Annotated in this window: 21 protein-coding genes; all 21 read left to right on the forward strand. The window is 54.4% G+C overall.

The annotated features are described in order from the left end of the window. Positions 1 to 337: 337 nt before the first annotated feature. The 21 genes from leuO (at position 338) to secM (ending at position 24,422) form a co-directional block, all read left to right on the forward strand. A complete protein-coding gene (gene leuO / locus K5E19_RS13545) occupies positions 338 to 1,282 on the forward strand; it encodes a transcriptional regulator LeuO (protein WP_221551674.1) in 945 nt (314 codons plus the stop codon). 379 nt (positions 1,283 to 1,661) lie between these two features. Continuing rightward, the gene (gene ilvI / locus K5E19_RS13550; protein WP_221551675.1) at positions 1,662 to 3,386 is read left to right on the forward strand and encodes an acetolactate synthase 3 large subunit; all 1,725 of its coding nucleotides are present in this window, start codon (positions 1,662 to 1,664) and stop codon (positions 3,384 to 3,386) included. Position 3,387: 1 nt separating this feature from the next. Next, positions 3,388 to 3,879 carry an acetolactate synthase small subunit gene (ilvN, locus tag K5E19_RS13555; RefSeq protein ID WP_003856371.1) on the forward strand — a complete coding sequence of 164 codons (492 nt, stop codon included), beginning with the start codon at positions 3,388 to 3,390 and terminating at the stop codon, positions 3,877 to 3,879. Between the two features lie 179 nt (positions 3,880 to 4,058). Next, a complete protein-coding gene (gene cra, locus K5E19_RS13560; RefSeq protein ID WP_010426996.1) occupies positions 4,059 to 5,063 on the forward strand; it encodes a catabolite repressor/activator in 1,005 nt (334 codons plus the stop codon). A gap of 600 nt (positions 5,064 to 5,663) precedes the next feature. Then, positions 5,664 to 6,122 carry a division/cell wall cluster transcriptional repressor MraZ gene (mraZ, locus tag K5E19_RS13565; protein WP_010426995.1) on the forward strand — a complete coding sequence of 153 codons (459 nt, stop codon included), beginning with the start codon at positions 5,664 to 5,666 and terminating at the stop codon, positions 6,120 to 6,122. 2 nt (positions 6,123 to 6,124) lie between these two features. Then, positions 6,125 to 7,066: a 16S rRNA (cytosine(1402)-N(4))-methyltransferase RsmH gene (gene rsmH / locus K5E19_RS13570; protein WP_014068893.1), complete on the forward strand. Its 942-nt coding sequence runs from the start codon at positions 6,125 to 6,127 to the stop codon at positions 7,064 to 7,066. Then, entirely contained in the window at positions 7,063 to 7,428 is a 366-nt protein-coding gene (gene ftsL, locus K5E19_RS13575; RefSeq protein ID WP_221551676.1) for a cell division protein FtsL, read from the forward strand. Before rsmH ends, ftsL begins: the two co-directional genes overlap by 4 nt. A gap of 15 nt (positions 7,429 to 7,443) precedes the next feature. Further along, positions 7,444 to 9,210, forward strand: coding sequence for a peptidoglycan glycosyltransferase FtsI (locus tag K5E19_RS13580; RefSeq protein ID WP_010426990.1), 1,767 nt, complete (start codon positions 7,444 to 7,446; stop codon positions 9,208 to 9,210). Beyond that, positions 9,197 to 10,684, forward strand: coding sequence for a UDP-N-acetylmuramoyl-L-alanyl-D-glutamate--2,6-diaminopimelate ligase (gene murE, locus K5E19_RS13585; RefSeq protein ID WP_221551678.1), 1,488 nt, complete (start codon positions 9,197 to 9,199; stop codon positions 10,682 to 10,684). Before K5E19_RS13580 ends, murE begins: the two co-directional genes overlap by 14 nt. After that, positions 10,681 to 12,039, forward strand: coding sequence for a UDP-N-acetylmuramoyl-tripeptide--D-alanyl-D-alanine ligase (gene murF, locus K5E19_RS13590; RefSeq protein WP_221551680.1), 1,359 nt, complete (start codon positions 10,681 to 10,683; stop codon positions 12,037 to 12,039). The genes murE and murF overlap by 4 nt, the downstream gene beginning before the upstream one ends. Beyond that, on the forward strand, positions 12,033 to 13,115 hold the full coding sequence (gene mraY / locus K5E19_RS13595) for a phospho-N-acetylmuramoyl-pentapeptide-transferase (RefSeq protein WP_003856353.1): 1,083 nt from the start codon (positions 12,033 to 12,035) through the stop codon (positions 13,113 to 13,115). The genes murF and mraY overlap by 7 nt, the downstream gene beginning before the upstream one ends. A 2-nt stretch (positions 13,116 to 13,117) precedes the next feature. Then, the gene (gene murD / locus K5E19_RS13600; protein ID WP_042718665.1) at positions 13,118 to 14,434 is read left to right on the forward strand and encodes a UDP-N-acetylmuramoyl-L-alanine--D-glutamate ligase; all 1,317 of its coding nucleotides are present in this window, start codon (positions 13,118 to 13,120) and stop codon (positions 14,432 to 14,434) included. Beyond that, the gene (ftsW, locus tag K5E19_RS13605; RefSeq protein WP_042718662.1) at positions 14,434 to 15,678 is read left to right on the forward strand and encodes a cell division protein FtsW; all 1,245 of its coding nucleotides are present in this window, start codon (positions 14,434 to 14,436) and stop codon (positions 15,676 to 15,678) included. The genes murD and ftsW overlap by 1 nt, the downstream gene beginning before the upstream one ends. Next, positions 15,675 to 16,739: an undecaprenyldiphospho-muramoylpentapeptide beta-N-acetylglucosaminyltransferase gene (murG, locus tag K5E19_RS13610; RefSeq protein WP_042718660.1), complete on the forward strand. Its 1,065-nt coding sequence runs from the start codon at positions 15,675 to 15,677 to the stop codon at positions 16,737 to 16,739. The genes ftsW and murG overlap by 4 nt, the downstream gene beginning before the upstream one ends. 56 nt (positions 16,740 to 16,795) lie before the next feature. Then, entirely contained in the window at positions 16,796 to 18,271 is a 1,476-nt protein-coding gene (gene murC, locus K5E19_RS13615; protein ID WP_221551682.1) for a UDP-N-acetylmuramate--L-alanine ligase, read from the forward strand. Next, positions 18,264 to 19,184, forward strand: coding sequence for a D-alanine--D-alanine ligase (locus K5E19_RS13620; RefSeq protein ID WP_221551683.1), 921 nt, complete (start codon positions 18,264 to 18,266; stop codon positions 19,182 to 19,184). Before murC ends, K5E19_RS13620 begins: the two co-directional genes overlap by 8 nt. Position 19,185: 1 nt before the next feature. After that, the gene (gene ftsQ / locus K5E19_RS13625; RefSeq protein WP_221551684.1) at positions 19,186 to 20,028 is read left to right on the forward strand and encodes a cell division protein FtsQ; all 843 of its coding nucleotides are present in this window, start codon (positions 19,186 to 19,188) and stop codon (positions 20,026 to 20,028) included. Beyond that, positions 20,025 to 21,281: a cell division protein FtsA gene (gene ftsA / locus K5E19_RS13630; RefSeq protein ID WP_010426970.1), complete on the forward strand. Its 1,257-nt coding sequence runs from the start codon at positions 20,025 to 20,027 to the stop codon at positions 21,279 to 21,281. Before ftsQ ends, ftsA begins: the two co-directional genes overlap by 4 nt. A gap of 189 nt (positions 21,282 to 21,470) precedes the next feature. Beyond that, complete coding sequence (gene ftsZ / locus K5E19_RS13635) at positions 21,471 to 22,622, forward strand: cell division protein FtsZ (protein WP_221551685.1); 1,152 nt, start codon at positions 21,471 to 21,473, stop codon at positions 22,620 to 22,622. 101 nt (positions 22,623 to 22,723) lie between these two features. Further along, entirely contained in the window at positions 22,724 to 23,641 is a 918-nt protein-coding gene (gene lpxC, locus K5E19_RS13640; protein ID WP_010426966.1) for a UDP-3-O-acyl-N-acetylglucosamine deacetylase, read from the forward strand. 277 nt (positions 23,642 to 23,918) lie between these two features. Beyond that, positions 23,919 to 24,422 (forward strand): secA translation cis-regulator SecM, encoded by a 504-nt coding sequence (gene secM / locus K5E19_RS13645; protein WP_221551686.1) that lies wholly within the window; start codon positions 23,919 to 23,921, stop codon positions 24,420 to 24,422. Positions 24,423 to 24,473 lie beyond the last annotated feature (51 nt).

The following is a 24,473-nucleotide window of genomic DNA, read 5'->3' on the forward strand; positions in this document are numbered from 1 at the left end:
AATGTGCAGGGCATATTGATAAAAGTTTGTTAACTAACTCAACGATGTTGCTGTTAATAGTTTAATGAAACTTAAGTTATTATTAACCTGAGGGGTGATTGTTTATTCATCTGAACTATGGTTTCATGCCAACCCTAATGTAATCGATATCAATTTACGTTGATTTTTATCCCCGAGTCAATGAGATGCATCTGCACTCTATTGATGAGTTTGTCTTTATATTTTCCGAATTTTAAATAATTCTCTTTCGCTGGTCGTATATGCATGGTAAATCATATTTTTCGAACTTATTACAATGCTCTGGCAGAGGGAATTTAGCGTGACAGTGGAGTCAGGAATGCCATTAAATAATATTAATCAACCTCAGGTTTATGACGGGGTTAAACCTCAGTTACGCACTGTGGATCTCAATCTGTTAACCGTTTTTGACGCGGTAATGCAGGAGCAGAATATCACGCGTGCAGCGCAATCCCTTGGCATGTCTCAACCAGCGGTAAGTAATGCGGTGGCCAGGCTTAAACTGATGTTTAACGACGAATTATTCGTACGTTACGGAAGGGGGATCCAGCCCACTGCTCGCGCATTCCAACTGTTTGGCTCTATTCGTCAGGCGCTGCAACTGGTACAAAATGAACTGCCTGGTTCAGGCTTTGAACCCTTAAGCAGCGAGCGAGTTTTCCATTTATGCGTTTGCAGTCCACTCGACAATTATTTGACCTCTATTATATATAATAAAGTTGAAACGATTGCGCCAAATATTCATCTGGTTTTTAAGTCTTCATTAAATCAGAACACTGAGCACCAGCTTCGTTATCAGGAAACGGAGTTTGTCTTAGGATACGAAGAGTTCCGTCGCCCGGAGTTTTCCTGCGTACCGCTATTTAAAGATGAAATGGTCCTGGTCGCCAGTAAAAAACACCCGAGAATGAATGCTCCGCTGCGTGAAAACGATGTTTATAATGAGCAACATGCCGTTGTCGCTCTCGACAGGTATGCTTCATTTAGTCTGCCGTGGTATGACACCGCAGATAAACAAGCGAGCGTTGCTTATCAGGGTATGGCAATGGTCAGCGTATTAAATGTGGTATCCCAGACGCACCTGGTCGCTATTGCCCCGCGCTGGCTGGCGGAAGAGTTCTCTGAACAGCTTAATCTGCAAATTTTGCCATTACCGCTCAAGCTAAATAGCCGTACCTGTTACCTTTCATGGCATGAAGCAGCGGGCCGGGATAAAGGGCATCAGTGGATGGAAGAGTTACTTATCAGCGTCTGTCGTCGATAAGCTCGTCAGGATAAATCGCATTAAAACATGCGGTTTATCCTGATATTTTTATCGTTAATGATATTTTGTTCTGAGTGACTTTTTTCCTCCGGTTGTCATCCCGTCAAAAATAGATGATTTCCTGAATCATCTCACTTTTAAGCGATGAATCATTATCTCAACCTCTAATAACAGATGAATTCACCATAACCTTCCGGACTGGCTCTCTTTTCTGCTTCGGAGGACATTTCCCCCGCCTTGTTTGCCAATTGCCTGCCTTATAACGAGCGGTTAAGGTAACGATCACTCTGCATTATATAAGATGGGTTGATCCCTATCGTAAGACGGGGCGGAAATGAATTCTGCTTTCTGTCTATAACAAAAAGCCTGGAGGCAAAGCATGGAGATGTTGTCTGGCGCGGAAATGGTCGTTCGATCGCTGATCGATCAGGGCGTGAAGCAAGTGTTCGGCTACCCTGGAGGCGCAGTCCTCGATATTTATGATGCGCTTCATACGGTGGGCGGCATTGACCATGTTCTGGTTCGTCACGAGCAGGCGGCGGTACACATGGCTGACGGGCTGGCCCGTGCGACGGGTGAAGTAGGCGTGGTATTAGTCACGTCGGGTCCTGGTGCGACCAACGCCATTACCGGTATCGCGACAGCGTATATGGACTCCATTCCACTGGTCATTCTTTCCGGTCAGGTTGCAACCTCCTTGATTGGCTACGATGCATTCCAGGAGTGCGACATGGTGGGGATTTCACGCCCCGTGGTTAAGCACAGCTTCCTGGTGAAGCAAACCGAAGATATTCCCGGCGTGCTGAAAAAAGCCTTCTGGCTGGCAGCAAGCGGGCGTCCAGGCCCGGTAGTGGTCGATCTGCCAAAGGATATTCTGAACCCGGCGAATAAGCTGCCGTATGTCTGGCCGGAATCGGTGAGCATGCGCTCCTACAATCCAACGACGCAAGGCCACAAAGGCCAAATTAAGCGCGCGCTTCAGACGCTTGTGGCAGCAAAAAAACCGGTGGTCTATGTGGGCGGTGGTGCCGTTAATTCCGCCTGTGAAACGCAGCTGCGTGAACTGATAGAAAAGTTGAATCTTCCTGTCGCATCGTCGCTGATGGGGCTGGGGGCATTCCCGGCAACGCATCGTCAGGCGCTGGGGATGCTGGGTATGCACGGCACCTATGAAGCCAACATGACGATGCATAACTCGGATGTGATCTTTGCTGTTGGCGTTCGGTTTGACGATCGCACCACCAATAACCTGGCGAAATACTGTCCAGATGCGACCGTGCTGCACATTGATATCGATCCCACCTCTATTTCGAAAACGGTCCCGGCAGATGTGCCGATCGTTGGGGATGCGCGTCAGGTCCTTGAGCAAATGCTGGATCTTTTGGGGCAGGAAACGGTCTCTCAGCCGCTGGATGAGATCCGCGACTGGTGGCAGCAGATTGAACAATGGCGCGGGCGTCAGTGCCTGAAGTACGACACGCAAAGTGAGCATATTAAGCCGCAGGCGGTAATCGAAACGATCTGGCGTCTGACTCACGGCGAGGCGTATGTGACCTCTGACGTTGGTCAGCATCAGATGTTTGCTGCCCTCTATTATCCGTTTGATAAGCCGCGCCACTGGATCAACTCAGGGGGCTTGGGCACGATGGGCTTCGGTCTGCCAGCCGCGCTGGGGGTGAAGCTGGCACTGCCAAATGAAACCGTGGTCTGTGTGACCGGGGATGGCAGTATTCAGATGAATATTCAGGAGCTGTCGACTGCGCTGCAATATGAGTTGCCGGTTCTGGTGCTGAACCTGAACAACGGCTATCTCGGCATGGTGAAGCAGTGGCAGGATATGATCTATTCCGGCCGCCATTCTCAATCCTATATGAAATCTCTTCCGGACTTTGTCCGTCTGGCTGAAGCCTATGGGCATATTGGCATGCGGGTGACCGATCCGGCAGAGCTGGAAACGAAACTCGGTGAAGCGCTTGAGCACGTGAAAAACAACCGCCTCGTGTTCATGGATGTCATTGTGGATGGCACCGAACACGTTTACCCGATGCATATTCGCGGTGGTGGTATGGACGAAATGTGGTTAAGTAAAACGGAGAGAACCTGATATGCGCCGGATATTATCTGTATTACTGGAAAACGAGTCTGGCGCACTGTCACGCGTCATCGGGCTATTCGCTCAGCGCGGTTACAACATCGAAAGTTTGACCGTTGCGCCAACGGACGATCCCACGCTGTCGCGCATGACGATCCAGACCGTCGGCGACGCCAAGGTGCTTGAGCAGATCGAGAAACAGCTGCATAAGCTCGTTGATGTGCTGCGCGTGAGCGAGCTGGGGCAGGGTGCTTATGTTGAGCGTGAAGTGATGCTGGTAAAAATTCAGGCCAGCGGCTACGGACGTGAGGAGGTCAAACGCAACACGGATATCTTCCGTGGGCAGATTATTGACGTCACGCCTTCTATTTATACGGTTCAGCTGGCAGGGACGAGTGATAAGCTGGATGCCTTCCTGGCCTCCGTACGGGATGTGGCAAAAATTGTAGAAGTCGCGCGCTCTGGCGTGGTTGGCCTTTCGCGCGGCGATAAAATCATGCGTTAGTTGTCGAAAAGGTTCGCCTCTTTCTGCCCGGTCACCAAAGCCGGGCTTTTTTTTGTGTAATCAGCCGACAACGCAGATAAAAGCGGTTGCCGCGAAGGCTTTTCTGCGTTTAGATGTTAAAAGATTTAACCATAACCTTGACAGGGCCATGGACTCTTTTCTTTTTTTAAGGGGCAATTGTGAAACTGGATGAAATCGCCCGGTTAGCCGGCGTGTCACGAACTACGGCCAGCTATGTGATTAACGGTAAGGCGAAGCAGTATCGTGTCAGCGATAAGACCGTTGAAAAAGTCATGGCGGTGGTTCGTGAGCATAACTACCATCCGAATGCTGTCGCAGCCGGTCTACGCGCTGGACGCACCCGCTCGATTGGCCTGGTGATCCCAGACCTGGAAAACACCAGCTATACCCGTATCGCCAACTATCTCGAACGTCAGGCACGCCAGCGCGGCTATCAATTACTGATTGCCTGTTCTGAAGACCAGCCCGATAACGAGATGCGCTGTATTGAGCATCTGCTCCAGCGCCAGGTGGATGCCATCATCGTTTCAACCTCATTACCGCCGGAGCATCCGTTTTACCAGCGCTGGGCAAACGATCCGTTCCCGATTGTCGCACTCGACCGTGCCCTTGACCGGGAGCATTTCACCAGCGTCGTAGGTGCCGATCAGGATGATGCGGAAATGCTGGCGGCCGAGCTAAGAACCTTCCCGGCCGAAACCGTGCTGTATCTTGGCGCGCTGCCAGAGCTTTCGGTGAGCTTCCTGCGTGAACAAGGCTTCAGGACTGCCTGGAAAGAGGATCCGCGCGAGGTTCACTATCTCTATGCCAACAGCTATGAACGCGAAGCCGCCGCACAATTGTTCGAAAAATGGCTCGAAACGCATCCAATGCCTCAGGCGCTGTTCACGACTTCATTTGCTCTGCTGCAGGGGGTGATGGATGTGACGCTGCGTCGTGACGGGAAGTTGCCGTCCGATCTGGCCATCGCAACGTTTGGTGATAACGAACTGCTCGATTTCTTGCAGTGCCCGGTACTGGCCGTAGCTCAGCGCCACCGCGACGTGGCTGAACGCGTGCTGGAGATTGTGCTGGCGAGCCTGGATGAGCCCCGCAAACCGAAGCCTGGCCTTACCCGCATCAAACGTAATCTTTATCGTCGTGGCATTTTAAGCCGTCATTAATCAATACCCGGGGGCGTGAAAACAGCCCCCATTTTACAGAATTAATGGCTACCTTAATTCCCGCATTAAAATTAGGATAATTCCTTAGGAATCATAGCCTGCTATTTTCTTAATTCGTTTGAGCGTTTAAATTGCCTTTAAAAGAATACTGATACGTTTTTAAAAGGCTAATTTTGTATTGTTTTGTTACAAACCTGCTTCGGGTGATGAATATTCAAACGTTTTTTCTCTCTCCCTTCTGGCTGGCCTGCCCGCCGTAGAACGCTCAGGATGCCGCGATGAATCTGGCGCTGTTATCCCCTGGCAATATGTCTTAAAATGCTGCCCGCGTCGCAAACTGACACTTTATATTTCCTTGCGATGATATTGAGTGAGCTTTAACGCTAGTGTGCATATTCGGTTTTTTTCTTACAAATATTCATAACGTTAATTTTGCCTCGCCAGTTGTGCAGTTATTAACCAGGTCTGTTTCTCTCTGTAAATAGAGGGCTTTCGGGTCCGTATAGAGAGAGTCCTGGCTTGACAAGCTTTTCCATCGCTCCGTAAACTCCTCTAGGTGGGAATTTGTGGGTTAAAGTGGTGAGGAGGGGTGAGGCTGGCATGTTCCGTGGAGCTACGTTAGTCAATCTCGACAGCAAAGGGCGCTTATCGGTACCAACCCGATACCGCGACCAGCTGATTGAGAACGCTTCAGGTCAAATGGTTTGCACCATTGACATCAACTCCCCCTGCCTGCTGCTTTACCCTTTACCCGAATGGGAAATTATCGAGCAAAAGCTGTCGCGACTGTCGAGCATGAATCCGCAAGAGCGCCGCGTGCAGCGGTTGTTATTGGGACATGCCAGTGAGTGTCAGATGGACAACGCAGGACGACTACTGATTGCGCCTGTGTTACGGCAACATGCGGGTCTGACAAAAGAAGTGATGCTGGTCGGGCAGTTCAACAAGTTTGAACTGTGGGACGAAACGACCTGGTATCAACAGGTCAAGGAAGATATCGACGCTGAGCAGTCCGATTCCGCAACATTGTCGGAACGGCTGCAGGACTTGTCTCTATAAATATGATGGAAAATTATAAACATACAACGGTGTTGCTGGATGAGGCCGTTAACGGTCTGAATATTCGTCCAGACGGCATCTACATTGATGGCACTTTTGGCCGCGGTGGCCACTCGCGTCTGATCCTCTCCCAGCTAGGGGCGGAAGGACGTCTGCTGGCAATCGATCGCGATCCGCAGGCGATTGCCGTTGCGCAAACCATCGATGACCCACGCTTTTCCATCGTGCATGGACCTTTTTCTGCGCTGGCGGATTACGTAGCTGAGCGCGGCCTGACGGGCAAGATCGACGGAATTCTTCTCGATCTTGGCGTCTCTTCACCTCAGCTTGATGATGCAGAACGCGGATTCTCCTTCATGCGCGACGGTCCACTGGACATGCGCATGGATCCGACGCGCGGCCAGTCTGCCGCAGAGTGGTTACAAACGGCTGACGAAGCGGATATCGCCTGGGTCATCAAAACCTTCGGTGAAGAGCGTTTTGGTAAACGTATTGCGCGAGCCATCGTTGAACGAAACCGCATTGAGCCGATGACGCGTACCAAAGAGTTGGCCGAGGTGATTGCAGCTGCAACACCGGTGAAGGATAAGCACAAACATCCCGCGACCCGTACCTTCCAGGCGGTTCGCATTTGGGTAAACAGTGAACTGGAGGAAATAGAGCTGGCGCTAAAAAGCTCGCTCGACGTGCTGGCCCCGGGTGGGCGGTTATCCATCATCAGCTTCCATTCGCTGGAAGACCGCATTGTGAAGCGCTTTATGCGTGAACAGAGCCGCGGTCCTCAGGTGCCAGCGGGGCTGCCGATGACGGAAGAACAACTCAGGAAGCTGGGTGGCCGTCAGTTGCGAGCATTAGGCAAGTTGATGCCGGGCGAAGAAGAGGTGGCAGAGAATCCACGTGCCCGTAGTTCAGTGCTGCGAGTTGCAGAGAGGACGAACGCATGATCGGCAGAGTGACAGAGACCCTAAGCAAAGTTAAGGGATCGTTAGGAAGCAACGAGCGCCATGCCTTGCCTGGCGTGATCGGCGACGATCTTTTGCGGTTTGGGAAGCTGCCACTCTGCTTGTTCATTTGCATCATTGTGACGGCAGTAACGGTGGTGACTACAGCCCACCATACACGTTTATTGACTGCGCAACGCGAGCAGCTGGTACTGGAACGCGATGCGCTGGATATTGAATGGCGAAATCTGATCCTTGAAGAAAACGCGCTCGGCGATCACAGCCGGGTTGAACGGATCGCAACGGAAAAGCTGCAGCTGCAGCATATTGATCCATCGCAGGAAAATATCGTAGTACAAAAATAAGGGAAAACGCGACGCATGAAAGCAGCGGCAAAAACGCTAAAACCAAAACGTCAGGAAGAACAGGCCAACTTTGTCAGTTGGCGTTTTGCGTTGCTTTGCGGCTGCATTTTACTGGCGCTGGGTTTCCTGCTGGGACGCGTAGCGTGGTTGCAAATCATCGCCCCTGACATGCTGGTGCGTCAGGGTGATATGCGCTCTCTTCGCGTGCAGGAAGTGTCCACGTCTCGCGGGATGATCACCGATCGCTCTGGACGCCCGCTGGCGGTAAGCGTGCCAGTGAAGGCAATCTGGGCCGATCCGAAAGAGCTGCATGATGCCGGTGGGATCACGCTTGATAACCGCTGGAAGGCCCTTGCGGACGCGCTGAAGATGCCGCTGGACCAGCTCGCTTCACGCGTGAATACGAACCCGAGAGGGCGCTTTATCTATCTGGCGCGTCAGGTGAACCCTGACATGGCGGATTACATCAAAAAATTGAAGCTGCCGGGGATCCATCTGCGAGAAGAATCCCGCCGGTACTATCCATCCGGCGAAGTGACTGCTCACCTCATTGGCTTCACTAACGTTGATAGCCAGGGGATTGAAGGCGTTGAAAAAAGCTTTGATAAATGGCTCACCGGTCAGCCCGGCGAGCGCATTGTGCGCAAAGACCGCTATGGTCGCGTGATCGAGGATATTTCCTCAACCGACAGCCAGGCCGCACACAACCTTGCACTGAGTATCGATGAGCGGCTACAGGCGCTGGTTTACCGCGAGCTGAACAATGCCGTGGCCTTTAACAAAGCGGAATCGGGCAGTGCCGTGTTAGTTGATGTCAGCACGGGTGAAGTGCTGGCGATGGCCAATAGCCCGTCCTACAACCCTAACAATCTTACCGGTACGCAGAAGGATGTTATGCGTAACCGTACCATCACCGACGTTTTCGAACCGGGTTCAACCGTTAAGCCGATGGTGGTCATGACGGCACTTCAGCGCGGTATCGTCAATGAAAACACCGTACTGAATACTATTCCTTACCGTATTAACGGTCACGAAATCAAAGACGTAGCGCGCTACAGCGAATTGACCCTGACCGGGGTATTACAGAAGTCGAGTAACGTCGGTGTTTCAAAGCTGGCGTTAGCGATGCCGTCCTCAGCGTTAGTAGAGACTTACTCACGTTTTGGGCTTGGAAAGGCGACCAATTTGGGGTTGGTCGGAGAACGCAGTGGCTTATATCCTCAAAAACAACGGTGGTCTGACATAGAGAGGGCCACCTTCTCTTTCGGCTACGGGCTAATGGTGACACCGTTACAGTTAGCGCGAGTCTACGCAACGATCGGCAGCTATGGTGTTTATCGCCCGCTGTCGATTACCAAAGTTGATCCACCGGTTCCCGGTGAGCGTATTTTCCCGGAATCGACCGTCCGTACTGTTGTTCATATGATGGAAAGCGTGGCGCTGCCCGGCGGCGGTGGCGTGAAGGCGGCGATTAAAGGCTACCGCATCGCCATTAAAACCGGTACAGCGAAAAAAGTGGGGCCAGACGGCCGCTACATCAACAAATACATTGCCTATACCGCAGGCGTAGCGCCTGCAAGCAATCCGCGTTTTGCGCTGGTGGTCGTCATTAACGATCCACAGGCGGGTAAATACTACGGCGGCGCCGTCTCCGCGCCTGTGTTCGGGGCCATCATGGGCGGCGTATTGCGCACCATGAACATTGAACCGGATGCGCTGGCGACGGGCGACAAAAGTGAATTTGTAATTAATCAAGGCGAGGGTACAGGTGGCAGATCGTAATTTGCGCGACCTTCTCGCTCCGTGGGTGCCAAATGCACCGGAGCGAGCACTGCGAGAGATGGTACTGGACAGCCGTGTGGCTGCTTCTGGCGATCTTTTTGTAGCGGTGGTCGGTCATCAGGCGGACGGGCGTCGTTATATCCCGCAGGCGATTGCGCAAGGTGTTGCTGCCATTATTGCTGAGGCCAAAGATGAGGCAACCGATGGTGAAATCCGTGAAATGCACGGTGTGCCGGTTATCTATCTCAGCCAGTTAAATGAGCGTCTCTCTGCGCTGGCAGGACGTTTCTATCACGAACCTTCCGACCAGTTACGTCTGGTTGGCGTGACGGGCACCAACGGTAAAACCACCACCACGCAGCTGATGGCGCAATGGGCGCAACTGCTGGGTGAAACCGGTGCCGTCATGGGGACCGTGGGTAATGGCCTGCTGGGTAAAGTGAGCCCGACGGAAAATACCACTGGTTCGGCAGTTGACGTACAGCATGTGCTTGCCGGGCTGGCAGAGCAGGGTGCAACCTTTGCTGCGATGGAAGTCTCTTCACACGGTCTGGTACAGCACCGCGTGGCCGCGCTGAAATTTGCGGCTTCGGTGTTTACCAACCTGAGCCGCGATCATCTTGATTACCATGGTGATATGGAGCACTACGAAGCCGCGAAATGGCTGCTCTATTCCACCCACCATCATGGTCAGGCCATCATCAATGCCGACGATGAAGTCGGTCGCCGCTGGCTGGCGAAGCTGCCGGATGCGGTTGCGGTGTCGATGGGAGACCATATCAATCCGAACTGCCACGGCCGCTGGCTGAAGGCTGTTGAGGTGAATTACCACGATAGCGGGGCGACAATCCGCTTTGCCTCTTCCTGGGGTGAAGGCGAAATTGAAAGCCGCCTGATGGGTGCGTTTAACGTCAGCAACCTGCTGCTGGCGCTGGCGACACTGCTGGCGCTGGGCTATCCAATGGCCGACCTGCTGAAAACCGCTGAGCGACTGCAGCCTGTTTGCGGCCGTATGGAAGTGTTCAGCGCGCCGGGGAAACCGACGGTCGTGGTCGACTATGCCCATACGCCGGATGCGCTGGAAAAAGCGCTGGAAGCGGCGCGCCTGCACTGTACCGGTAAGCTCTGGTGCGTGTTTGGCTGCGGTGGCGATCGCGACAAGGGCAAACGCCCGCTGATGGGCGCTATTGCCGAGCAGTTTGCGGATATCCCGGTAGTGACCGATGACAACCCACGTACCGAAGAGCCTCGCGCCATCATTAACGATATTCTGGCGGGCATGCTGGATGCGGGTCGTGCTCGCGTGGTGGAAGGGCGTGCGGAAGCCGTGACCAACACCATCATGCAGGCGCAGGAGAATGATGTTGTCCTGCTGGCGGGTAAAGGCCATGAAGATTATCAGATTGTCGGCAATCGTCGTCTGGATTACTCGGATCGTGTAACGGCAGCACGTCTGCTGGGAGTCGTGGCATGATTAGCCTCACGCTAAGCCAGGCCGCTGCGGTACTGCACGGCGAATTATTGGGTCAGGATCTGACCATCGACGCCGTAACCACGGATACCCGCAAAGTGACCGAGGGTTGTCTGTTTGTGGCGCTGAAAGGCGAGCGTTTTGATGCGCATGATTTTGCACAGCAGGCCAAAGAGAACGGCGCTGGTGCGCTGCTGGTCAGCCGCAGGTTGGATATCGATCTGCCGCAGATTGTGGTGAACGATACCCGTCTGGCATTTGGTGAGCTGGCGGCATGGGTCCGTCAGCAGGTTCCGGCTCGCGTTGTCGCGCTGACGGGGTCGTCCGGAAAAACATCGGTAAAAGAGATGACGGCGGCGATTCTTGGCCAGTGCGGAAACACACTTTATACCGCGGGTAACCTAAATAATGACATCGGCGTGCCGATGACATTACTCCGCCTGACCAAAGAACATGAATTTGCGGTAATCGAGTTAGGGGCAAACCACCAGGGGGAAATCGCCTGGACCGTGAGCCTGACTCGCCCGGAAGCGGCGCTGGTGAATAACTTGGCCGCCGCGCATCTGGAAGGTTTCGGGTCGCTGGAAGGCGTGGCGAAAGCCAAAGGCGAGATCTACACCGGCCTGCCGGTTGACGGTATTGCCATTATGAATGCTGACAACAACGACTGGCTGAACTGGCAAAGCATTATTGGTTCCCGTAAGACCTGGCGCTTCTCACCGAATACCGCCAACAGTGACTTTACGGCAACCAATATCCATGTAACGTCCCATGGCACGGAGTTTACCCTCAACACCCCAACGGGTGACGTGGATGTGCTGCTGCCTCTGCCGGGGCGTCATAACATCGCCAATGCGCTTGCGGCGGCGGCGTTGTCCATGGCGGTGGGCGCGTCGCATGATGCGATCAAAGCCGGGCTGGCGAATCTGAAAGCCGTGCCGGGGCGTCTGTTCCCGATTCAGCTTGCGGAAAACAAACTGCTGCTGGATGACTCCTACAACGCGAACGTTGGCTCGATGACGGCGGCGGTGCAGGTGTTATCTGAAATGCCGGGCTACCGCGTGATGGTGGTTGGCGATATGGCCGAGCTGGGCGATGAAAGCGAAGCCTGTCATACCCAGGTCGGTGACGCGGCGAAAGCGGCGGGCATTGATTGCGTGTTGAGCGCAGGAAAACTGAGCCAGGCAATTAGCCATGCCAGCGGTGTCGGTGAACACTTTGCCGAAAAAGCGGCGTTGATTGAGCGCCTTAAAGCATTAATTACAGAAAAACAAATTGTGACAGTGTTAGTGAAAGGTTCACGTAGTGCCGCCATGGAAGAGGTTGTGCACGCATTACAGGAGAACGGGACATGTTAGTTTGGCTGGCCGAACATTTGGTCAAATATTACTCAGGCTTTAACGTCTTTTCCTATCTGACGTTTCGCGCCATTGTCAGCCTGCTGACTGCGTTGTTCATCTCGTTGTGGATGGGCCCGCGTATGATTGCCCGTCTGCAAAAGCTCTCTTTCGGCCAGGTTGTGCGTAACGACGGTCCGGAATCTCACTTCAGCAAACGCGGTACCCCAACGATGGGCGGGATCATGATCCTGACCGCGATCGTTGTTTCCGTGCTGCTGTGGGCGTATCCCTCCAACCCGTACGTCTGGTGCGTTCTGACGGTTCTGGTGGGTTACGGGATTATTGGTTTCGTCGATGACTATCGCAAAGTGGTACGCAAAGACACCAAGGGTCTGATCGCCCGCTGGAAGTATTTCTGGATGTCGGTCATCGCGCTGGGCGTCGCCTTTGCGCTGTATCTGGCAGGGAAAGACACCCCTGCTACCGAGCTGGTGGTGCCCTTCTTCAAGGACGTGATGCCGCAGCTGGGTCTGTTCTACATCCTGCTGGCGTATTTCGTGATTGTCGGCACCGGTAACGCGGTCAACCTGACCGACGGTCTGGATGGCCTGGCAATTATGCCGACCGTCTTCGTGGCGGGCGGTTTTGCGCTGGTGGCCTGGGCGACCGGGAACATGAACTTCGCGAACTATCTGCACATCCCTTACCTGCGCCACGCGGGTGAGCTGGTCATCGTCTGTACGGCGATTGTCGGCGCGGGGCTGGGCTTCCTGTGGTTCAACACCTATCCGGCACAGGTCTTCATGGGCGACGTCGGTTCACTGGCGCTGGGTGGCGCGTTAGGCATTATTGCCGTGCTGCTGCGCCAGGAGTTCCTGCTGGTGATCATGGGCGGTGTGTTCGTGGTTGAAACCCTGTCGGTCATTCTGCAGGTCGGTTCCTTCAAGCTGCGCGGTCAGCGCATCTTCCGTATGGCGCCGATTCACCACCACTATGAACTGAAGGGCTGGCCGGAACCGCGCGTGATTGTGCGCTTCTGGATTATTTCGCTGATGCTGGTGCTGATTGGCCTGGCAACGCTGAAGGTACGTTAATCATGGCAGATTACCAGGGTAAAAAAGTCGTTATCATCGGGTTAGGCCTCACGGGCCTTTCCTGCGTGGACTTTTTCCTTGCGCGCGGCGTCACGCCACGCGTGATGGATACGCGTGTCTCTCCGCCGGGTCTGGACAAACTGCCGGAACAGGTTGAACGCCACCTTGGTGGTCTGAATGATGACTGGCTGCTGGCCGCCGATCTGATTGTTGCCAGCCCGGGTATGGCGCTGGCGCACCCATCACTCAGCGCCGCATCTGATGCGGGCGTTGAGATTGTCGGGGACATCGAACTGTTCTGCCGCGAAGCACAGGCTCCGATTATCGCCATTACCGGTTCAAATGGTAAAAGTACGGTCACTACGCTTGTCGGCGAGATGGCAAAAGCGGCGGGTAAGAACGTCGGTGTGGGCGGTAATATTGGCCTGCCAGCCCTGATGCTGTTGGATAAAGGCTGCGAGCTGTACGTGCTGGAACTTTCCAGCTTCCAGCTTGAAACCACCTCCAGCCTGCACGCGGCTGCCGCGACGATCCTCAACGTGACTGAAGATCATATGGACCGCTATCCCTTTGGTCTGCAGCAGTATCGCGCGGCCAAGCTGCGCGTTTATGAAAATGCCAAAGTCTGCGTGGTTAACGCTGATGATGCGCTGACCATGCCGGTGCGCGGTGCAGATGACCGCTGCATCAGCTTTGGGATCACCATGGGTGATTACCACCTGAACCGTCAGCAAGGGGAAACCTGGCTGCGTGTGAAGGGTGAAAAAGTGCTGAACGTGAAGGAGATGACGCTTTGCGGTCAGCATAACTACACCAACGCGCTGGCGGCGCTGGCGCTGGCGGATGCCGTTGGCCTGCCTCGCTCTTCCAGCCTGAAAGCGTTGACCACATTTACCGGTCTGGCGCACCGCTTCCAGCTGGCGCTGGAACATAACGGCGTACGCTGGATTAACGACTCCAAAGCCACCAACGTGGGAAGCACAGAGGCCGCGCTAAACGGTCTTCACGTTGAGGGTACGCTGCATTTGCTGCTGGGTGGTGATGGAAAATCTGCAGATTTCTCCTCGCTGAAACAGTATCTCTCCGGAGATAACATCCGCCTGTACTGCTTTGGCCGTGACGGCAGCGAACTGGCTGAACTGCGTCCGGAGATCGCCGAGCAAACTGAGACCATGGAACAGGCGCTGCGCCTGATCGCGCCGCGCGTGAAGCCAGGCGATATGGTGCTGCTCTCTCCGGCTTGCGCCAGCCTCGATCAATTCAAGAATTTCGAACAGCGTGGTGATGTCTTTACCCGCCTGGCGAAGGAGTTAGGCTGATGCGTTTATCTCTCCCTCGCCTGAAAATGCCGCGCCTGCCAGGATTTGGAATTCTGGTGTGGCTGTTTGCGGCACTGAAAGGCTGGGTGATGGCTTCCCGGGATAAGGATTCCGATAGCCTGATCATGTATGACCGCATGCTCTTCTGGCTTACGCTGGGGCTGGCGGCGATCGGCTTTATCATGGTGACCTCGGCCTCCATGCCGGTCGGGCAGCGTCTGGCTAACGATCCTTTCCTGTTTGCCAAGCGTGACGGGCTGTACATCATTCTGGCCTTCTGCTTGGCGCTGGTGACCTTACGTCTGCCGATGTCGTTCTGGCAGCGGCACAGTACGGCCATGTTGATTGCGTCCATTATCATGCTGCTGATCGTACTGGTTGTCGGGAGCTCCGTTAACGGGGCATCGCGCTGGATAGCCTTTGGTCCACTGCGTATTCAGCCTGCGGAATTTACCAAGCTGTCCCTGTTCTGCTACCTGGCGAACTACCTGGTGCGTAAGGTTGATGAAGTTCGTAATAACCTTCGCGGCTTCTTAAAGCCGATGGGCGTGATTCTGGTGCTGGCGATCCTGCTGCTGGCACAGCCTGACCTTGGTACCGTGGTGGTACTGTTTGTCACCACGCTGGCGATGCTGTTCCTGGCGGGGGCAAAGCTGTGGCAGTTCATCGCCATCATCGGGATGGGAATTTCGGCGGTTGTGCTGCTGATCCTCGCCGAGCCTTACCGTATCCGCCGCGTGACCTCGTTCTGGAACCCGTGGGAAGACCCGTTCGGCAGCGGTTATCAGCTGACGCAGTCGCTGATGGCGTTTGGCCGCGGTGAAGTCTGGGGGCAAGGCCTGGGCAACTCGGTGCAAAAACTGGAGTATTTACCGGAGGCGCACACTGACTTCATCTTCTCCATTATTGGGGAAGAACTGGGTTATATCGGTGTGGTATTAGCGCTATTAATGGTATTCTTCGTCGCTTTCCGCGCCATGTCGATTGGCCGAAAAGCGCTGGAGATCGATCACCGCTTCTCAGGTTTCTTAGCCTGTTCAATTGGTATCTGGTTTAGCTTCCAGGCATTGGTTAACGTCGGGGCCGCAGCAGGTATGCTGCCGACCAAGGGCCTGACGTTGCCGCTGATCAGTTATGGTGGTTCGAGTCTGTTGATCATGTCGACGGCTATCATGTTTTTGTTGCGCATAGATTATGAGACGCGTCTGGAGAAAGCTCAGGCGTTTACACGAGGTTCACGATGAATCAACCGAAGCGGTTAATGGTGATGGCAGGCGGTACCGGCGGACACGTGTTCCCGGGGCTGGCGGTTGCGCACCATTTAATGGATCAGGGCTGGCAGGTACGCTGGCTGGGAACCGCAGACCGCATGGAGGCCGACCTGGTACCGAAGCACGGTATTGAGATCGACTTTATTCGTATTTCTGGCCTGCGAGGCAAAGGCCTCAAGGCAATGCTGCTGGCCCCGGTGCGTATTTTTAACGCCTGGCGTCAGGCCCGCACCATCATGAAGCAGTTTAAGCCTGATGTGGTGCTGGGAATGGGCGGGTATGTGTCTGGCCCGGGTGGGCTGGCGGCCTGGTCACTGGGCATTCCTGTTGTGCTGCATGAGCAGAACGGTATCGCCGGGCTGACCAACAAGTGGCTAGCGAAAATTGCCACTAAGGTGATGCAGGCCTTCCCAGGCGCGTTCCCGAAAGCGGACGTCGTCGGAAACCCAGTGCGCGTCGATGTGCTGGCGCTGCCGCTGCCTGACGCTCGCCTGAATGGTCGTGAAGGTCCGGTTCGCGTGCTGGTTGTTGGCGGCTCTCAGGGGGCACGCATCCTGAACCAGACGATGCCGCAGGTGGCCGCAAAACTGGGCGATGCCGTGACCATTTGGCATCAGAGCGGTAAAGGTGCTCAGCAGACCGTTGAGCAGGCTTACGCCGAAGCGGGGCAGCCGCAGCATAAGGTGACGGAATTTATTGACGATATGGCCGCAGCCTATGCCTGGGCCGATGTCGTGGTCTGTCGTTCTGGCGCATTAACGGTGAGCGAAATCGCTGCCGCGGGTCTGCCAGCGCTGTTTGTGCCGTTCCAGCACAAAGACCGACAGCAGTACTGGAATGCGCTGCCGCTTGAGAAAGCCGGTGCCGCGAAGATTTTTGAGCAGCCACAATTTACCGCCGATGCGGTCGCCACCACTCTGGCGGGCTGGAACCGAGAAGCATTGCTGGAAATGGCACAGCGCGCGCGCGCGGCGGCTATTCCGGATGCAACGGAACGAGTGGCAAAAGAAGTGAGCCTGGCAGCCCAGGCTTAACCCTCGCAGCGCGTGTTGCGCTGCACGAATTTTAAGTAGTCGATGGCGTTTAGAGAATGAATACACAACAACTGGCAAAACTGCGTTCAATCGTGCCCGAGATGCGTCGCGTTCGGCACATTCACTTTGTTGGCATCGGTGGTGCTGGCATGGGCGGTATTGCCGAAGTGTTGGCTAACGAAGGCTATCAGATCAGCGGGTCTGACCTGGCGCCAAACCCTGTAACGCAGCAGCTGGCGTCGCTTGGGGCGACTATCTATTTCAACCATCGCCCGGAAAACGTGCGCGATGCGAGCGTGGTGGTGGTCTCCAGCGCCATCTCCTCTGACAACCCGGAAATCGTTGCCGCACATGAAGCGCGCATTCCGGTGATCCGCCGCGCTGAAATGCTGGCGGAACTGATGCGTTTCCGTCACGGCATTGCCGTTGCGGGCACGCACGGTAAAACCACGACCACGGCGATGGTCTCCAGCATTTATGCGGAAGCGGGCCTGGATCCGACGTTCGTTAACGGTGGTCTGGTGAAAGCGGCAGGCGTCCACGCGCGTCTGGGCCACAGCCGTTACCTGATTGCGGAGGCGGATGAGAGCGATGCGTCGTTCCTTCACCTGCAGCCAATGGTGGCGATTGTCACCAATATCGAAGCTGACCATATGGATACTTACCAGGGCGACTTCGAAAACTTAAAGCAGACGTTTATTAACTTCCTGCACAACCTGCCGTTCTACGGCCGTGCGGTAATGTGCGTTGACGATCCGGTGATCCGCGAGCTGTTGCCGCGCGTTGGGCGTCAAATCACCACTTATGGCTTCAGCGAAGACGCTGATGTTCGTGTGGAAGAGTACAAACAGATTGGTGCGCAGGGGCATTTCACCCTGGCGCGTCAGGATAAAGAATTGCTGCACGTGACGTTGAATGCGCCTGGTCGTCATAACGCCCTGAATGCGGCGGCGGCGGTTGCGGTAGCGACGGAAGAAGGCATTGATGATGATGCGATCCTGCGCGCGCTGGAAAGCTTCCAGGGTACAGGCCGTCGCTTCGACTTCCTTGGTGAGTTCCCGCTGGACGCAGTGAACGGTAAAACGGGTACCGCGATGCTGGTAGACGATTACGGTCATCACCCAACGGAAGTGGACGCCACTATCAAAGCGGCTCGTGCGGGCTGGCCGGACAAAAATCTGGTAATGATCTTCCAGCCGCACCGTTATACCCGTACCCGCGATCTGTATGACGATTTCGCCAACGTGTTGTCGCAGGTCGATACGCTGCTGATGCTGGATGTGTATTCCGCGGGTGAAACACCGATCCCGGGCGCGGACAGCCGTTCGTTATGTCGTACCATTCGCGCGCGCGGTAAAGTGGACCCTATTTTGGTTTCGGACCCGGCTCAGGCAGCAGAAATTCTCGCGCCGGTGCTGACGGGTAACGATTTAATTCTGATTCAGGGTGCGGGAAACATCGGCAAAATCGCCCGTACCTTAGCCGAAATCAAACTGAAGCCGCAAACTCCGGAGGACGAGCGTCATGGCTGATAAGATTGCTGTCCTGTTTGGCGGCACCTCCGCCGAGCGCGAAGTGTCCCTGAATTCAGGCGCTGCCGTACTGGCGGGCCTGCGTGAAGGCGGCGTTGATGCGCATCTGGTCGATTCGAAAGAGACTGATGTAACCCAGCTGAAAGCGATGGGCTTCGATAAAGTCTTCATCGCGCTGCACGGCCGTGGCGGTGAAGACGGTACATTGCAAGGGCTGCTGGAGTTAATCGGCCTGCCGTATACCGGCAGCGGCGTGATGGCGTCTGCAATCTCCATGGATAAACTGCGCAGCAAGCTGCTGTGGCAGGGCGCGGGTCTCCCCGTTGCGCCATGGGTTGCTCTGACGCGTAATGAATTTGAATTGGGCCTGTCGGACAGCGTTAATACACGCATTGCCGCGCTGGGCTTACCGGTTATTGTTAAGCCGAGCCGCGAAGGGTCGAGCGTCGGGATGTCTAAAGTGGATAAAGCTGAGGATTTATCTGCTGCTTTAACATTGGCATTTCAACATGATGAAGAAGTTCTGATTGAAAAATGGCTCAGCGGGCCGGAATTTACTGTAGCGATGCTTGGGGAAGAAATTTTACCGTCAATTCGCATCCAACCCGCCGGAGTCTTCTATGATTATGAGGCGAAGTATCTCTCTGATGAGACGCAATATTTCTGTCCAAGTGGTCTTGAAGCAGAACGTGAAGCCCATTTACAGTCTCTGGTGCTCAAAGCCTGGAATGTTTTAGGCTGCCGCGGCTGGGGACGCATTGATGTGATGCTCGACGGTGACGGGCAATTTTACCTGCTGGAAGGCAACACCTCGCCGGGAATGACGAGCCACAGCCTTGTGCCGATGGCAGCGCGTCAGGCGGGGATGAGCTTCTCGCAGTTAGTCGTACGTATTCTGGACCAGGCGGGCTGATATGTCTCAGGCTGCATTGAACACGCGCAACCGCGAGGAAGAGGAAGAATATACCTCTTCACGCCGGAGTAATGGAACGCGTCTTGCAGGGATTATCTTCCTGCTCGGGGTGCTGTGCACCGTGTTTATCAGCGGCTGGATGGTGCTGGGCTGGATGGAAGATGCGCAGCGTTTACCGCTCTCAAAGCTGGTGGTGACCGGCGAGCGTCACTACACGCGTAACGATGATATTCGCCAGTCTATTCTGGCCCTGGGCTCACCTGGCACCTTTATGACCCAAGACGTGAATATTATCCAGAGCCAGATTGAACGTCTGCCGTGGATAAAACAGGCGAGCGTAAGAAAGCAATGGCCTGATGAATTGAAGATTCATCTGGTTGAATATGTGCCCATTGCGCGTTGGAATGATCAGCACATGGTCGACGTAGACGGAAATTCCTTCAGCGTCCCAAGCGATCGCGTCAACAAGCAAAATTTACCGATGTTGTATGGCCCTGAAGGCAGCGAAAACGAAGTGTTACAAGGTTTCCGCGATATGGGGCAGGTGCTGGCTAAGGACCGCTTTACGTTAAAAGATGCCGCAATGACGGCGCGCCGCTCCTGGCAACTGACGTTAACGAACGGTATCAAGCTCAACCTTGGCCGCGGCGACACAATGAAACGTCTGGCGCGATTTGTAGAACTTTACCCGGTTTTACAGCAGCAGGCGCAGACGGACGGCAAACGGATAAGCTACGTTGATTTGCGCTATGACTCAGGCGCAGCAGTCGGTTGGGAGCCGGCTCCGGTCGAGGAACCTAATCAGCAACAGAATCAGGCACAGGTACAGGCAGAACAACAATGATCAAGGCGACGGACAGAAAACTGGTAGTTGGACTGGAGATTGGCACCGCGAAGGTTGCCGCTTTAGTAGGGGAAGTTCTGCCCGACGGTATGGTCAATATCATTGGCGTGGGGAGTTGCCCATCCCGTGGTATGGATAAAGGTGGGGTAAACGACCTTGAGTCGGTGGTGAAATGCGTACAGCGCGCCATCGATCAGGCTGAATTAATGGCAGATTGCCAGATTTCTTCTGTCTATCTGGCCCTTTCTGGCAAGCACATCAGTTGCCAGAACGAAATCGGTATGGTGCCGATTTCAGAAGAAGAAGTGACGCAGGAAGACGTAGAGAATGTTGTGCATACGGCGAAGTCCGTGCGCGTGCGCGATGAGCATCGCGTGCTGCACGTGATCCCGCAGGAATATGCGATCGACTACCAGGAAGGGATTAAGAACCCGGTGGGTCTTTCCGGCGTACGTATGCAGGCAAAAGTGCACCTGATCACATGTCACAACGATATGGCGAAGAACATTGTAAAAGCCGTTGAACGTTGTGGTCTGAAAGTTGACCAACTTATTTTCGCCGGTCTGGCCGCGAGCTATTCCGTACTGACCGAAGATGAACGTGAACTGGGCGTCTGTGTCGTCGATATTGGTGGTGGTACAATGGACATGGCTGTCTATACCGGCGGTGCGTTGCGCCACACCAAAGTGATCCCTTACGCAGGGAACGTTGTGACCAGCGATATTGCCTACGCCTTTGGTACGCCACCGAGCGATGCAGAGGCAATTAAAGTCCGCCACGGCTGCGCACTGGGTTCTATCGTGGGCAAAGATGAGAGCGTTGAAGTGCCGAGCGTAGGTGGTCGTCCACCGCGCAGCCTCCAGCGCCAGACGCTGGCCGAGGTGATTGAGCCGCGCTATACCGAGCTGCTCAACCTGGTCAACGAAGAGATTTTGCAGTTACAGGAACAGCTTCGCCAGCAGGGGGTTAAACATCATCTTGCGGCGGGGATTGTATTAACCGGCGGGGCAGCGCAAATTGAAGGTCTTGCGGCCTGCGCTCAGCGCGTGTTCCATACGCAGGTGCGTATTGGTGCGCCGCTGAATATTACCGGTTTAACGGATTACGCTCAGGAGCCGTATTATTCAACGGCTGTGGGCCTGCTGCACTACGGGAAAGAGTCCCATTTGAGTGGTGAAGCAGAAGTGGAAAAACGCGTCTCGGTGGGGTCATGGGTCAAACGACTCAACACCTGGTTGCGAAAAGAGTTTTAATTTTTTTAAGAGACCGGAGAGAATTAGCGGTCTCGGGCGACAGGCACATACACAAAATCCTTCAAGTTGCATCGCGGCGGCAACTGAGTGAACCACCCTGAGCTTACTTGAGTAAGTGATGGGTGTGAACGAAGGCAGCCAACAAAGAGGCGGCTTGAAGGATGAAGTGTAAAAACGGAGAGAGAAATTATGTTTGAACCTATGGAACTGACCAACGACGCGGTGATTAAAGTCATCGGCGTCGGTGGCGGCGGCGGTAACGCCGTAGAGCATATGGTGCGTGAACGCATTGAAGGTGTTGAATTCTTTGCAGTTAACACCGATGCGCAGGCACTGCGTAAGACGGCAGTTGGCCAGACTATCCAGATCGGCGGTGGCATCACCAAAGGGCTGGGCGCTGGGGCTAACCCGGAAGTCGGTCGCAACGCGGCTGAAGAAGATCGTGAAGCCCTGCGTGCTGCACTGGAAGGTGCGGATATGGTCTTCATCGCAGCTGGCATGGGCGGCGGTACCGGTACCGGTGCAGCACCTGTAGTGGCTGAAGTGGCAAAAGATTTAGGTATCCTGACCGTTGCTGTCGTGACCAAGCCTTTCAACTTCGAAGGCAAGAAGCGTATGGCCTTCGCGGAGCAGGGTATCACCGAGCTGTCCAAACATGTGGACTCTCTGATTACCATCCCGAACGACAAACTGCTGAAAGTTCTGGGTCGCGGTATCTCCCTGCTGGACGCCTTTGGCGCAGCAAACGACGTGCTGAAAGGCGCGGTTCAGGGTATCGCTGAACTGATTACCCGTCCTGGCCTGATGAACGTCGACTTTGCTGACGTTCGCACCGTGATGTCCGAAATGGGCTACGCGATGATGGGCTCTGGCGTGGCGAGCGGTGAAGATCGTGCAGAAGAAGCGGCAGAAATGGCGATCTCTTCTCCACTGCTGGAAGATATCGATCTGTCTGGTGCGCGCGGCGTGCTGGTCAACATTACCGCTGGCTTTGACCTGCGTCTGGATGAGTTCGAAACCGTGGGTAACACCATCCGTGCGTTCGCCTCTGACAACGCTACCGTGGTAATCGGTACCTCCCTTGACCCGGAAATGAACGACGAACTGCGCGTCACTGTTGTTGCCACAGGTATCGGCATGGACAAGCGTCCTGAGATCACCCTGGTTACCAACAAACAGACTCAGCAGCCGGTGATGGATCGTTACCAGCAGCACGGTATGGCTCCGCTGACTCAGGAGCAGAAACCGGCCGCGAAAGTGGTAAACGACCCGACTCCACAAACGGCAAAAGAGCCAGATTATCTGGATATCCCGGCGTTCCTGCGTAAGCAAGCTGACTAGGAATTGGCTGGAATTTGGGGATTTTCGCTCTTTGTGCTAAACTGGCCCACCGTTAGTGATATACACTCTCGGTTGGATAGTTAATTTGGCGAGATTATACGATGATCAAACAAAGGACACTTAAACGTATCGTTCAGGCGACTGGTGTCGGTTTACATACCGGCAAGAAAGTCACCCTGACGCTGCGCCCTGCGCCGGCCAATACCGGGGTCATCTATCGTCGCACCGACTTGAATCCACCGGTAGATTTTCCGGCCGATGCCAAATCTGTGCGTGATACAATGCTCTGTACTTGCCTGGTGAACGAGCATGACGTGCGGATTTCTACCGTAGAGCACCTGAACGCCGCCCTGGCGGGTCTGGGTATCGACAACATTATTGTTGAAGTCGATGCGCCAGAAATCCCGATCATGGATGGTAGTGCTGCACCGTTCGTCTATCTGTTGCTGGATGCCGGCATCGAAGAACTGAACTGCGCGAAGAAATTTGTTCGCATCAAAGAGACCGTTCGTGTCGAAGATGGCGACAAGTGGGCTGAATTCAAACCGTACAATGGTTTCTCGTTGGACTTTACCATCGACTTTAACCATCCGGCGATTGACTCCAGCACCCAGCGCTATGCGATGAACTTCTCTGCTGATGCGTTTATGCGTCAGATCAGCCGTGCTCGTACGTTCGGCTTTATGCGTGATATCGAATATCTGCAGTCCCGCGGCCTGTGCCTGGGCGGTAGCTTCGATTGTGCCATCGTTGTTGACGATTATCGCGTACTGAACGAAGACGGCCTGCGTTTTGAAGATGAATTCGTTCGTCACAAAATGCTGGATGCGATCGGCGACCTGTTTATGTGTGGTCACAATATCATTGGTGCATTTACCGCGTTTAAATCCGGTCATGCGCTGAACAACAAACTGTTGCAGGCCGTCCTGGCAAAACAGGAAGCCTGGGAATATGTGACCTTTGAAGACGAAGCTGAACTGCCGCTGGCCTTCAAAGCACCAAACATGGTTCTGGCGTAACGGTCTATACCGTTCGTAAAAAATCGACTGGTTAACCTGGTACTCTCTCCGACCAGGAAGGCCAGTCGTTTTTATTTTTACTCTTCTTTGTTTTCCTCGGTGTAACCTCACGCCCGTCAGGCGTAGAAAATCTGTGCGTTAGCTGCATTCTTGACCGTTTTTCCCCGCTGCATTACGTCATTCCTGCTGCTGCGCATTGGCTTTAGTGGTAATATCTGGGCGCTAAAAAGAATAACTGAACTCAGCCTCTGCAAGGCTGGCTTATTGGGTGGAGCAGGTGAGCGGAATACTGACGCGCTGGCGACAATTTGGCAGACGTTACTTCTGGCCGCATCTCTTATTAGGGATGGTCGCGGCGAGCCTCGGCTTGCCTGCGCTCAGCAACAGTGCTGAAGCGGCTACACCGACAAAAACCTCCACCACCAAGCACGATCTCACCACGCGGGTTAATTTTACTAACCTCGCACTGCTTGAAGCTAATCGCCGCCCAAATTTCTCGGTTGATTACTGGCATCAGCACGCTATCCGCACGGTTATCCGCCATCTGTCCTTCGCGATGGCACCGCAGACCATGCCTGTTGCTGAAGAGACGCTGCCGGTTCAGGCTCAGCATCTTGCTCTGCTGGACACGCTCAACGCGCTGCTCACGCAGGACAGCCAGCCGCCGGTTATGGTTCGTCAGACGGCGCAATTCGCGCTCATCCCGCCTGCCACATTTTCTGTCTCGACATGGATAAGCCAGGTTCATGGCATCCGTGCTGGACCGCAACGCCTCAGCTAAATTAACCTTTTTTCAATACCTTAATTTATCTGCCCATCTGGGGCGTTTGAG

Origin of the sequence: Enterobacter sp. RIT637 (genome assembly GCF_019718755.1) — a bacterium.
Classification (GTDB): Bacteria; Pseudomonadota; Gammaproteobacteria; order Enterobacterales; family Enterobacteriaceae; genus Enterobacter.